This window comes from Streptomyces sp. NPDC027672 (genome assembly GCF_055566335.1).
This window is the reverse complement of the sequence record NZ_JBVHSO010000001.1, coordinates 751,684-763,881: the sequence shown is the minus strand read 5'-3', so window position 1 is coordinate 763,881 and position 12,198 is coordinate 751,684. Positions and strand designations below refer to the sequence as shown.

The following is a 12,198-nucleotide window of genomic DNA, read 5'->3' as shown; positions in this document are numbered from 1 at the left end:
CCCGGCCAGAGGTTCGAACAGGGGTGGCCGGGGTTGGCTGGGGGGTCGACGGGTCGCATGCGGCCCGGGGTGGGACAACGGAATGACATCAGTGGGTCCCGTGCGGACCGGGGGGCGTCGCGCGGTGCGGCCGGGCGGCGGGCGGCGACGGGCCGGGCGGGGCGGGAACGCCGCGCTGGGACTGCTCCCGCTCCCGCCGACGGACAAGGAGAAGTACTCCTACGCGCACCGGCACCTGTGGATCCTGACGATCAGCTCGCTGATCAGCTTCTGCTGCCTGGTGGTGAGCCAGTTCAAGCTGGCGGCGTCCACCCCGGTGCTGTGGATCTACACGCCGCTGCTCGTGTTCACGGTCGTCTACTACCTGGTGTCGCTGCGCGTGAACGGCTTCACCCGGGACTTCGACATCGCCCACCACCGGCGGCTCGTGCAGGGCTGGCGGCCCGCGGTGTATCCCACCGTGGACGTGTTCCTGCCGGTGTGCGGCGAGCCCATCGAGGTGCTGCACAACACCTGGCGGCATGTGCGGGCGATGGCCGACCGGTATCCCGGGGTCTGCGTGCCGTTCGTGCTCGACGACGGCGCGAGCCCCGAACTGGCGGCCATGGCACGGGACTTCGGGTTCCGCTACGGCACCCGGGAGAACCGGGGCTGGTTCAAGAAGGCCGGCAACCTGCACTTCGGCTTCGCCCGGTCCGACGGCGAGTTCATCCTCATCCTGGACGCGGACTTCACCCCGCGCGCCGACCTGCTGGAGGAGCTGCTGCCGTACCTGGAGGACGATCCCCGGATCGGCATCGTCCAGTCCCCGCAGTACTTCCGCGTGCTCGACTCCCAGAACTGGATCGAGCGCGGCGCGGGCGCGGTGCAGGAGCTGTTCTACCGCTCCGTGCAGGTGTCCCGGCAGGGCAGCGACGGCGCCATCTGCGTCGGCTCCTGCGCGGTCTACCGGCGGGCGGCCCTGGAGACCAACGGCGGCACCACGCTGATCGAGCACTCCGAGGACGTGCACACCGGCTTCGACCTGCGCGGGCTCGGCTGGGACCTGCGGTACGTGCCGGTCGCGGTGTCCACCGGCGTCTGCCCGGACACCGCGGGCGCCTTCTTCAACCAGCAGTACCGCTGGTGCTCGGGCTCCATGAGCCTGCTCGGCAGCAGCAAGTTCTGGCAGCGCAGGATCAAGCTGTCCAGCCGGCTGTGCTACATGTCCGGGTTCTTCTACTACATCCACACCGCGCTGTTCACCTTCGCCGCCCCGGTCATCCCGATCGTGCTGCTGCTGGTGATGCCGGAGAAGCTGAAGGCCGAGCACCTGCTCCTGGTGCTGCCCAGCATCCTCTACACCACGATCGTCTTCCCGATGTGGCACCGGTCGCCGTACCGCCTGGAGGCGTGGGCGGCCCGGATGATGTACGGCTGGGCGCACGTCTTCGCCATCTGGGACATCCTGCGCAAGAACCGCATGGGCTGGCAGCCGACCGGTTCCTCCGGCGCCAAGAAGAACAAGACCCGGCGGTTCTGGATCGGCATGTGGGCGTGGAGCGGCGGCACGGCGCTGGTCTGGGTCACCGCGGCGGTGTACCGGACGTTCACCATGCACGCCCCGGACTTCGCCCTGATCCTGTCCTCCGGGCTGTTCTACGCGCTGGTCGTCGGCCGGGTCCTGGTGCAGCCGCGGTCCGGGGCGGAGGCCGTCTGATGCGACCGAGGCAACGATTCCGCAGGGTCCGCGCGGCCCTGGCCGGCGCCCTGGCCGGTGTCCTCGCGCTCGGCGGCTGCGGGCTGCTCGGCGACGACTCCGGCGGCTCGCCCGGCGCCGGCGCCGCCCCGCACACCGCGCAGAGCCCCGCCAAGGACATCCCGTACGACGTCACCCCGCTGCTGAAGCCCGCGAAGAAGTACCTCGGGGTGGCGGTGCCCGGCGCGCCGACCTCGATGAAGAACGTCGACGTGTACGCGCGCCGGACCGGCAGGCAGCCCAACCTGGTCGAGTACTACGCCGGCTGGGGCGACGGCTTCGACGCCAGCGGGGTGCGCCGGGCCTGGGCCGAGGGCGCGCTGACCCTGATGTCCTGGGAGCCCTTCCGCACCCCGCTCACCGACATCGCGGCGGGACGGTCCGACGGGTACATCAAGGCGTACGCGGCCTCGGTCCGCCGGCTGAACCTGCCCGTGGTGATCGACTTCGCGGACGAGTTCAACGGCCACTGGGAGAAGTGGGGCACGGACGACGTGACCCCGGCCCAGTACGTGGCCGCCTGGCGGCACATCCACCAGACCTTCGTCGAAGCCGGCGCCACCAACGTCATCTGGGCCTGGGCGCCCAACATCGTCAACCCGGTCCGGAACGTGCGGCTCCAGCCGTACTACCCGGGTGACGCCTACGTGGACTGGATCGGCCTGATCGGCTACTTCACGCTCGGCGAGGACAACTCCTTCGACGGCGTCTTCGGACCGACCCGGGACCAGATCCGCACCTTCACCAAGAAGCCGATGCTGCTGCTGGAGACCGCGGCCATGCCCGGCGAGCGGCGGCGGGCCGACGTCCGCAACCTGTTCGCGGGCGTCAAGGCCGACGACGACATGCTCGGCTTCGTCTGGTTCGACTACAAAAAGCGCGCCGACTGGCGGCTGGAGGCGAGTCCGCTGGCGCTTGAGGAGTTCAAGCGCCTGGCCGCCGACGACCGTTTCGGCTTCGACGTACGGAAGCCGTGATGAGCTCTCGACCCGAGTACTACACCCCGCAGCCCTTCGACCCGTACGCGGAGGAGGAGCAGCAGCAGGGCGGCTGGTTCAACTCCGACGGCTACATCCCGCGCCAGCCGCACGGCTACGACCCGCGACCGCCGGAGCACGACCGGCAGCCGCCGGAGCACGGGCAGCCGCAGGGCCATGACGTCCCGCAGGGCTACGCCCACGCGCCGGGCCTCGACATCCCGCAGGGCTACGCCCACGCGCCGGTCCACGACATCCCGCAGGGCTACGGCCACGCGCCGGGTTACGAGGTGCCGCAGGAGTACGGCCACGCGCCGGGCCTCGACGTGCCGCAGGGGTACGAGCACCCGCAGGTGCACGGCGTCCCCCAGGGGTACGACGTGCCGCAGGACTACGGGTACGACCCGCGGACCTACCCCTACCAGCAGGCGGACGACCAGTCGGCGCCCGCCCCGCCGGCGGAGTCCGAGGAGCCGGCCGGGCCCGGCTACCACGTGCCCGAGACGCCCGAGGTCGGCTGGGACATGGCCGCGAGCCGGCGCCGCGCCTGGGTCAGCCGGGCCGTGCTGCTGTGCGTCCTCGCCGTCCAGGCGGTGCTCTCGCTGCGCCTGTCCAACACCGCGTTCCAGGACGAGGCCCTGTACCTGGCGGCCGGGCACGCCGAACTCCAGCACCTGCTGCACGGCACCCCGCTGCCCCTCGACTACGGCGCCTACTTCTCCGGCTCGCCGCAGTTGTACCCGGTGCTCGCCGCCGTCGCCGACGACGCCCTCGGGCTGACCGGCGCCCGCCTGCTGAGCCTGGCGTTCATGCTCAGCACCACCGGCCTGCTGTACTCGTTCAGCCGGCGGCTGTTCAACGAGCGGGCCGCGCTGGCCGGGGCGGCGCTCTTCGCCGTGGTGCAGTCGACCGTCGTCATGGGCTACTTCGCCACCTACGACGCCGCCGCGGTCTTCCTGCTGGCCCTGGCCACCTGGATCGTCGTCCGCACCGACCGGGCGCCCGTGCCCGCCGTGCTGCTCGCCGCGCCCGTGGCCGCCCTCGCCGTCGGCGTGAAGTACGCGGCCGCCCTGTACGTGCCGACCATCATCGTGCTCGCGCTGCTCACCGGCCGGCCGCACAAGGGCCGCACGGCGTTCCTGCGGATGCTGCTGCTCGCGCTCGGCGTCGGCGTGCTGCTCGCGGCCGGCATGTACGGCACCGACCTGATGGACGGCGTCCGCAAGACCACCACCAACCGCGACCACGGCTCCGACGGCACCGCCTTCCTGCTGCGGCGGTCGGCGGAGTGGGGCGGGCTGATGTTCCTCACCGCCGTCGGCGGCGCGGTCTCCTACGTGCGGCGCAGCCGTATGAACGAGTCCCCGGCCGCCCTGCGGCTCGGCAGCCCCGGCCGCCGCCGGCGGGCCCTGCTCGGCCTGGTGCTGTGCGGCACGGCCCTGCTCGCGCCCGCCTACCAGGTGCACCTGGGGACCGTCGTCTCGCTGTTCAAGCACGTCGGCTTCGGCCTGCTCTTCGCCGCGCCGATGGCCGGCGTGGGCGTCACCCGGCTGATCGGCGCCCACTTCCGCTACCCCCAGCTCGGCATCATGCTGTGGACGGCGACCCTCTGCCTCGGCATCTCGCAGGCCGACTGGCGCTACGGCGTCTGGCCCGACTCCTCCAAGATGATCCAGGTCATCGGCTCCCACGTGGACGGCAAGGGCCACTACCTCGCCTCCACGCCCGAGGTGCCCGTCTACTACCTGCGCGACAAGACCAGCCACCGGCAGTGGCAGGGCGTCTTCGCCCTGGAGTACACGGACAAGAAGGGCACGTACCACCAGGGGGACGCGGCCTACCGCGCCGCGCTGCGCGACGGCGAGTTCGACCTCGTCGTCCTGGACGGCCTCACCAACCCCCGGGTGGACGACATCGTCGCGCACGCGGTCAAGGGCAACCGGCACTACCGGCTCCTCGCCGACCTGCCCTTCCGCAACTCCAGCGGTACCGGTCACTACCGCGTCTGGATCAAGACCGCCTGAGCGCGGGCCCGAAGCGAGAAAGGCGGGAGGGACAGCGATGGATCACGGCGAGACACGGGTCACCGTGGTGATGCCGACGTACAACGAGGCGGCGAACCTGCCGGGCATGGCCGAGGCCGTGCTCGGGCTGCCGCTGGACGGCCTCCGGCTGAAGGTCGTCGACGACTCCAGCCCGGACGGCACCGGGCGGATCGCCGAGGAACTGGCCGAAAAGTACAACGCCGGCGGCCGGCACCGGATGAGCGTGCTGCACCGCACCGAGAAGGACGGGCTGGGCCGGGCGTACACGGCCGGGATGTCCGCCGCGCTGGCGGAGGGCGCCGCCTACGTCGTCCAGATGGACGCCGACGGCAGCCACCCGGTGGAGGCCGTGCCCCGCATGCTGGAGGCGGCGCTCGGCCGCGGCGCCGGTCTGGTGGTCGGCAGCCGGTACGTCGAGGGCGGTTCGCTGGACGAGCGGTGGGGCGCCCACCGGGTCCTGCTGTCCCGGTTCGCCAACCGCTACGCGCGCGCCATCCTGGGCACCGAGATCCAGGACATCACGGCCGGATTCAACCTGTGGGCGGCGGCGACCCTGCGGGACGTCGGCCTGGAGTCCGTGGACAGCGCCGGCTACAGCTTCCAGGTGGAGCTGAAGTACCGGGCCGTCCGGGCCGGGCACACGGCGGTGGAGGTCCCGATCCGCTTCACCGAGCGGACGGAGGGTGCCTCCAAGATGACGCTGCGCACCCAGCTGGAGTCGGCGGTGCTGCCGCTGCGGCTGCGGATGAAGCGCTACTAGCCGGCGCTCCGGGCCCGCCGGCGCTCCGGGCCGCTCGGCGGCCACCACGAAGGCTGCCGGCCACCGCCAGGGCCAGCGGTCGCCGCCGGCGTTACCGGCCGGTGGCGGCCGCCGCTTCGGCCTGCCCGCGGCGGTGGACCTGGTTCACGGTGAACTGGGCCAGGGCGTTGCCCGCGCCGAAGACGTCGGTGTCCTTCTTGGTGACGTCCTTGCCGCTGGTGAAGCCGGAGATCGTGAAGTAGGCGTAGCGGCCGTAGGCGTTGCGCGTGGAGCGGCAGAAGGCCCCGTCGCAGAACGGCTTGACGCCGCCGGTGCCGAACAGCGAGCGGACGATGCTGCGGTCGTCGGTCTGGGCCTTGGCCTTCGCGGCCCGCGCCGCGTCGTCGAAGACGGCGACGCCCACGGTGACCGAGATGCCGCCCTTGGTGTAGGTGACGCGCATCAGGCGGGTGCAGCCGTTGGCGCTGAGGATGCCCGGCAGGGTGCCGCCGGCGGCGGAGGCGCAGTTCGTGGTGTCGGCCGTGGCGCCCTTGCGGTACACGGCGTCCCCGAGGGTGAGCTGCTTGCCCGGGAAGAGAGTGTCGGGGCCGAGCGGGGCCGTGTCCTTCTTCGCGCTGGAGATGAAGTCCTTGGGATCCAGCGGCGGCGGCGCGCTGGTCGGCGCGAAGGACGGCGTTCCGCCGGCGGCCCCGGGGATGGAGGCGCTGGGGGGCAGGCTGCCGGGACCGGCCTGGGGGTCACCGCCGTCCGCGGAGACCACCGCCATGGCGACCGCCGTGCCTATCGCGGCCGTGGCGAGGACGCCGCCGGCTATGAAGAGCAGCTTGCGGCGCTTGTTCCGTGTCTCCGAGGCCTCGGCGAGCGCGGCCCAGTCGGGCGTCCCGTCGTCGGCTCCGCTGTTCCACGGCTGCTGGGAATGCGGTTTCCAGGGATCCCACTGAGACTGGGGTCCCCCCTGCCCGTAACTCATGGGGCGCATCTTAGACGGGGGGCCACCCGTGTGGGGTCCGCCGTCCGGCCCGCCTCGTTTTGACCCGTCCGGGGGCCGACAGGTAACCTACTTCTTCGTTGTGTATTGGCTTGCTCATTCTCACGGGACGGGCCCTTACACCGGTCCACCGGGCCGATGACCAGCGACCCCACGCACGCGGTTTGCGTCGCCGCCGTGGGTCAAGGCTGTCGTGATCGTTTCGGTGACCTTGTTTAGGACCATTCACTCGAAGCGAAGGCTACGAACCGTGCGTACGTACAGCCCCAAGCCCGGCGATGTGACGCGCCAGTGGCACGTCATCGACGCTCAGGACGTTGTCCTGGGCCGTCTCGCCACCACTGCTGCCACCCTCCTCCGGGGCAAGCACAAGCCGATCTACGCACCGCACGTCGACACTGGTGACTTCGTCATCATCATCAACGCCGACAAGGTGCACCTGTCCGGCAACAAGCGGACCCAGAAGATGGCGTACCGCCACTCCGGCTACCCGGGTGGTCTGCGCTCCGTCCGCTACGACGAGCTGCTCGACAAGAACCCCGAGAAGGCCATCGAAAAGGCCGTCAAGGGCATGCTTCCCAAGAACTCCCTGGGCCGTCAGATGCTCTCGAAGCTGAAGGTCTACAAGGGTGACCAGCACCCGCACGCTGCCCAGCAGCCGGTGCCGTTCGAGATCACCCAGGTCGCGCAGTAAGTCCGGCCACCCCCTAAGACTGAACAGAATCTGAGGAGAATCGTGGCCGAGACCACTGCCGAGCAGCCGCTCGAAGAGCTTGACATCGACAGCTACACCACCGAGTCCGAGGTTCCCGTCGAGGGCGAGTACACCTCGGAGTCCCTGGCCTCCCGCTTCGGCGAGCCCCAGCCGGCCGCCGGCCTGGGCCGCCGGAAGAACGCCATCGCCCGCGTCCGGATCGTCCCGGGCACCGGCAAGTGGAAGATCAACGGTCGCACCCTCGAGGACTACTTCCCGAACAAGGTGCACCAGCAGGAAGTCAACGAGCCGTTCAAGGTCCTGGAGCTCGAGGGCCGTTACGACGTCATCGCCCGCATCGCGGGTGGCGGTGTCTCCGGCCAGGCCGGTGCCCTCCGCCTCGGTGTCGCCCGTGCGCTGAACGAGGCGGACGTCGACAACAACCGCGGTCCGCTGAAGAAGGCCGGCTTCCTGCGCCGCGACGACCGCGCGGTCGAGCGGAAGAAGGCCGGTCTGAAGAAGGCCCGCAAGGCTCCGCAGTACAGCAAGCGCTAAGCTCGCTGCCTGCTCGTACGTGGTACGGGCTTCGGCCCCGCGTACTCCGAACGCCCCGGCGGCACGCCACACGTGCCCCCGGGGCGTTCGCTTATCTCAGCCAAGGGCGTATAACGGCACAAGACGCTCAAAGGCTTGTGTGATCGGAAGGCCGGGGCGCCTGCCACTCGACGCGGCGCGGTCCGCCTCCGACATCGATGCTTCCTCAGGAGGACAAGTGGGACGACTCTTCGGCACGGACGGCGTGCGCGGTGTCGCCAACGCGGATCTCACGGCCGAGCTGGCGCTCGGCCTCTCCGTCGCCGCGGCGCACGTGCTGGCCGAGGCGGGCACCTTCGAGGGCCACAAGCCGACGGCGGTCGTCGGACGGGACCCGCGCGCGTCCGGGGAGTTCCTGGAGGCGGCCGTGGTGGCCGGCCTGGCCAGCGCGGGCGTGGACGTCCTGCGGGTCGGCGTGCTGCCGACACCCGCTGTGGCGCACCTGACCGGCGCGCTCGGCGCCGACCTCGGCGTGATGCTCTCCGCCAGCCACAACGCCATGCCGGACAACGGCATCAAGTTCTTCGCCCGCGGCGGCCACAAACTCGCCGACGAGCTGGAGGACCGGATCGAGGCGGTGTACGAGTCGCACCGGCACGGCGAGCCGTGGCAGCGCCCGACCGGCGCCGGCGTCGGCCGCGTACGGTCGTACGCCGAGGGCGCCGAGCAGTACATCGCCCATCTGCTGTCGGTGCTGCCCAACCGGCTCGACGGACTGAAGATCGTCCTGGACGAAGCGCACGGCGCGGCCTCGGGGGTCTCGCCGGAGGCGTTCTCCCGGGCGGGCGCCGAGGTCGTCACGATCGGCGCCGAACCGGACGGCCTCAACATCAACGACGGCTGCGGCTCGACCCATCTGGACAAGATCAAGGCCGCCGTCCTCGCACACGGCGCGGACCTCGGCATCGCGCACGACGGCGACGCCGACCGCTGCCTGGCCGTGGACCACACCGGCGAGGAGGTCGACGGCGACCAGATCCTCGCCGTGCTCGCGCTGTCCCTGCGGGAGAAGTCCGTGCTGCGGGCCGACACCGTCGTGGCCACCGTGATGTCCAACCTCGGCTTCAAGCTGGCGATGGAACGCGCGGGCATCCGGCTCGTGCAGACGGCCGTCGGCGACCGGTACGTGCTGGAGGAGATGAAGGAGCACGGCTACGCCCTCGGCGGCGAGCAGTCCGGGCACGTCATCATCCTCGACCACGCCACCACCGGTGACGGCACGCTGACCGGGCTGCTGCTGGCGGCGCGGGTCGCGGAGACCGGACGCCGGCTCGGCGAGCTGGCCTCCGTGATGGAGCGGCTGCCGCAGGTCCTCATCAACGTGCCGGACGTGGACAGGACGCGGGTGGGCACCTCCGCCGACCTGGCCGCCGCCGTCGCCGAGGCCGAGCGCGAACTCGGTGCCACCGGGCGGGTGTTGCTGCGCCCCTCCGGTACCGAGCCGCTGGTGCGGGTGATGGTCGAGGCCGCGGACATCGAGCAGGCCCGGTCCGTCGCCGGACGCCTGGCCGACGCGGTGAAGGCGGCGCTGGGCTAGTCCTGGGGCAGGGCGCGGGACGGTGTGGCGCGGGCTAGTCCCGCGCCACACCGTCCCGCGCTCTCAGGCGTGTTGCCGCCGGCGCTGCCAGAAGAACTTCTGGGCCAGCAGCGTCAGCGTTCCGGCGACGACGATGCCCAGCAGGTTCAGCAGGAGCTGTTCCGAGGAGCGCAGGGCCTGGTGGGTGTCGCTGTAGACCAGGGCCACGGCCGCGTTGGCCGCCGCGGGGACGGTCGTCACCGAGATCGCCACGCCCACCAGGGCGCCCGACTTGGCGGAGGTCAGGGAGAGGGTGCCGGCGATGCCGGCGAGCACGGCCACGACGAACGAGAACCAGTCGGGGGCGTAGATGAAGCCGGTGTTGGGCCGGTCGCCCTCCAGCCGCGCCTTGCTGAACAGCCCGACGGCGTCCATCAGCAGGCTGAACCCGAAGGTCAGCGCCATGGCCGCGGCGAAGCCCGCCAGCAGCGCGAGCAACGAGCGCCAGGCCAGGCGCGGGTGACGCCGTACCAGGGCCGTGCAGATGCCGGCCAGCGGGCCGAACTCCGGGCCCACCGCCATCGCGCCCACGATCAGGATCGCGTTGTCCAGGACGACACCGCAGGCGGCGATCATCGTGGCCAGCGTGATGAACGCGAGGTAGGTGACCGTCAGCGTCGACTCCTCGTGGGTGGCCTCGACCAGGCCCTCCCAGAGCACCGCGTCCGCGCCCTCGCCGGGTGCGTCCCGCTCGGCCTCCTCGGCCCGCCGGGACAGCGACAGGCCGATGTCGTCCACGGCGACCGAGCCGGTCTCGGCCAGGCCCAGCCGGCGCAGCCCGGCGATGAGTCCGTCCCCCGCCTCGCGCGCCACGTCGCACAGCACGAGGTCCCCGGCGGGGTCGCGTGCGGCGCCGGGGAGCACCACCAGGTGGGCCGTGCCCACCGTCTTCTCGATCAGGCGGACCACGTCGTCGGTCGTGTCCGCCGGGGTGATCAGGCGCAGATGCAGCATGGCGCCCATCCAACCGGACCGGTTACAGCTTGCGCAGCCGCAGCCGCTGCACCTTGTGGTCCGGGCCCTTGCGCACGATGAGGGTGGCCCGGCCGCGGGTGGGCGCGATGTTCTCCACCAGGTTCGGCTTGTTGATGGTCCGCCAGAGCATGCGCGCGTAGTCGAGGGCCTCCTCCTCGGAGACCTGGGTGTACTTGCGGAAGTACGACGACGGGTCCTGGAAGGCCGTCCGGCGCAGCTTCCTGAAGCGGCTGAGGTACCAGCGCTCGATGTCCTCGGCGCTCGCGTCGACGTACACGCTGAAGTCGAAGTAGTCGGCGAGTCCGACCCGGGTGCGGCCGTCCTTGCCGGGCAGGGCGGGCTGGAGGACGTTCAGGCCCTCCACGATCAGGATGTCCGGGCGGCGGACCGTGAGCCGCTCGTCCGGGACGATGTCGTAGATGAGGTGGGAGTAGACCGGCGCGGACACCTCGCCCTTGCCGGCCTTGATGTCGGCGACGAACCGGGTGAGGGCCCGGCGGTCGTAGGACTCGGGGAATCCCTTGCGCGCCATCAGGCCGCGTGCCTCCAGCTCCCGGGTGGGCAGCAGGAAGCCGTCCGTCGTCACCAGCTCCACCCGCGGGTGTTCGGGCCAGCGGGACAGCAGGGCCTGGAGCAGCCGGGCCACCGTGGACTTGCCCACGGCCACCGAACCGGCGACTCCTATGACGAACGGGGTGCCGGACTGGGAGCCCTTTTCCCCGAGGAAGGTGTTCAGCGCGCCGCGGAGGCCGTCGGTGGCGCCGACGTAGAGGTTGAGGAGCCGGGAGAGCGGGAGGTAGATGTCCCGCACCTCGTCCAGGTCGATCACGTCGCCCAGACCGCGCAGCTTCTCCACCTCCTCGGCGGTGAGCGGCAGCGGCGTCTTGTCACGCAGCGCGCTCCACTCGGCGCGGGTGAGATCGACGTAAGGAGTCGCCTCCGGCCTGTGCCGGTGGGCGCTCCGGGGCATCGAGGAGACCGGTGAGATCACAGTCCATTGTTAACGGAGTCTGAACGGGGTGGCGGGGTGGGGTGTGTCACGTGCTCTGACCAGCGACGCCGGACGGTGTTCCGCCCCGAGGTGGACCCGGAGAGGAACACCGGCGGTACCGCTATGGCTGCTCGACCCGGTACTTGACGGAGTCCACGACATGGTCGCCGTAGCGCAGGGCCGATCCGATGGCCTCCAGTCTTGAGTACTGCTCGCGGGACAGCGAGGCGTCCGGGGCGCATTCGATCGCTCTCAGCAGCAACCGGAGTGCCAGGTCCGGAGTGCAGCGGCGGGCGCAGTCGGTGAGCGCCGCGCGCACCTCGGGCGCCAGGAACCGTGCGGCCCCGATCTCGGTGACGACCGCGTCGAGGCAGGCCGGGCCGTCCTCCGTGTCCGCCCTCGTGAGCGGGCGCACGCCCGCGCTCGCAGACAGCCGCGCGTCACACAGCCCGACGAGCGACCGCGTCCACTCGGCAGCACTGCCCCCCGCGAGCTCGAAGCTGGGCATGTACTGCGCTCCGGCGCACCACAGCGTCTCCAGCGTCGCCGAGGGAAGGCCGCCCAGAACCAGCGCGTCCCGGCGTACCGCCAAGACCTCCTCGTCGGCCGACTCCGCGAGAGCCCGGGCGACGACTTCGGCAGCCGTGTCCCCGTCGTGGGTCCAGTCCTGATGGAACAGGCTCATCACCCACGAGACACCGAAGTCGAAATGCGTGAAACGGGACACCTTCCCCCTTCTCCTCTTCCGGTGTGGTGCTCGCACCAGCTTGACGGAGTGCGCGCCGTCGCGTGAGACGAGCCCGCCTGGGTCTTCGTGCGGCGGTGGGAAATTCTGAAATCGGGCAGGATGAGGGCGTTTC

General features: G+C 71.1%; 11 protein-coding genes. 7 read left to right on the top strand and 4 right to left on the bottom strand.

The window, feature by feature from the left end; translation table 11 throughout:
* Positions 1 to 280 precede the first annotated feature (280 nt).
* The 4 genes from ACZ4SV_RS03370 to ACZ4SV_RS03355 are packed head-to-tail and all read left to right on the top strand — an operon-like array spanning position 281 to position 5,520.
* Positions 281 to 1,699: a glycosyltransferase family 2 protein gene (locus ACZ4SV_RS03370; RefSeq protein ID WP_397970111.1), complete on the top strand. Its 1,419-nt coding sequence runs from the start codon at positions 281 to 283 to the stop codon at positions 1,697 to 1,699.
* Positions 1,699 to 2,715, top strand: coding sequence for a glycoside hydrolase family 26 protein (locus tag ACZ4SV_RS03365; RefSeq protein WP_468001012.1), 1,017 nt, complete (start codon positions 1,699 to 1,701; stop codon positions 2,713 to 2,715). Before ACZ4SV_RS03370 ends, ACZ4SV_RS03365 begins: the two co-directional genes overlap by 1 nt.
* Positions 2,715 to 4,739, top strand: coding sequence for a glycosyltransferase family 39 protein (locus ACZ4SV_RS03360; RefSeq protein ID WP_468001010.1), 2,025 nt, complete (start codon positions 2,715 to 2,717; stop codon positions 4,737 to 4,739). Before ACZ4SV_RS03365 ends, ACZ4SV_RS03360 begins: the two co-directional genes overlap by 1 nt.
* A 37-nt stretch (positions 4,740 to 4,776) precedes the next feature.
* The gene (locus tag ACZ4SV_RS03355) at positions 4,777 to 5,520 is read left to right on the top strand and encodes a polyprenol monophosphomannose synthase (protein WP_365873990.1); all 744 of its coding nucleotides are present in this window, start codon (positions 4,777 to 4,779) and stop codon (positions 5,518 to 5,520) included.
* Between the two features lie 91 nt (positions 5,521 to 5,611).
* On the opposite strand, the gene ACZ4SV_RS03350 is transcribed toward ACZ4SV_RS03355, so the two are convergent.
* Entirely contained in the window at positions 5,612 to 6,490 is an 879-nt protein-coding gene (locus tag ACZ4SV_RS03350; RefSeq protein ID WP_468001008.1) for a hypothetical protein, read from the bottom strand.
* A 268-nt stretch (positions 6,491 to 6,758) separates the two neighbouring features.
* On the opposite strand from ACZ4SV_RS03350, the gene rplM reads away from it, so the two are divergent.
* The 3 genes from rplM to glmM all read left to right on the top strand — a co-directional run bounded on the left by rplM (position 6,759) and on the right by glmM (position 9,333).
* A complete protein-coding gene (rplM, locus tag ACZ4SV_RS03345; protein ID WP_365873994.1) occupies positions 6,759 to 7,202 on the top strand; it encodes a 50S ribosomal protein L13 in 444 nt (147 codons plus the stop codon).
* Between the two features lie 42 nt (positions 7,203 to 7,244).
* A complete protein-coding gene (gene rpsI / locus ACZ4SV_RS03340; RefSeq protein ID WP_003998795.1) occupies positions 7,245 to 7,757 on the top strand; it encodes a 30S ribosomal protein S9 in 513 nt (170 codons plus the stop codon).
* Positions 7,758 to 7,974: 217 nt separating this feature from the next.
* On the top strand, positions 7,975 to 9,333 hold the full coding sequence (gene glmM / locus ACZ4SV_RS03335; protein ID WP_397938264.1) for a phosphoglucosamine mutase: 1,359 nt from the start codon (positions 7,975 to 7,977) through the stop codon (positions 9,331 to 9,333).
* A gap of 63 nt (positions 9,334 to 9,396) precedes the next feature.
* On the opposite strand, the gene ACZ4SV_RS03330 is transcribed toward glmM, so the two are convergent.
* The 3 genes from ACZ4SV_RS03330 to ACZ4SV_RS03320 form a co-directional block, all read right to left on the bottom strand.
* Positions 9,397 to 10,326, bottom strand: coding sequence for a DUF389 domain-containing protein (locus ACZ4SV_RS03330; protein WP_397938262.1), 930 nt, complete (start codon positions 10,324 to 10,326; stop codon positions 9,397 to 9,399).
* 22 nt (positions 10,327 to 10,348) lie between these two features.
* Entirely contained in the window at positions 10,349 to 11,317 is a 969-nt protein-coding gene (coaA, locus tag ACZ4SV_RS03325) for a type I pantothenate kinase (RefSeq protein ID WP_397938549.1), read from the bottom strand.
* A gap of 142 nt (positions 11,318 to 11,459) precedes the next feature.
* A complete protein-coding gene (locus tag ACZ4SV_RS03320; protein ID WP_468001004.1) occupies positions 11,460 to 12,065 on the bottom strand; it encodes a hypothetical protein in 606 nt (201 codons plus the stop codon).
* Positions 12,066 to 12,198 lie beyond the last annotated feature (133 nt).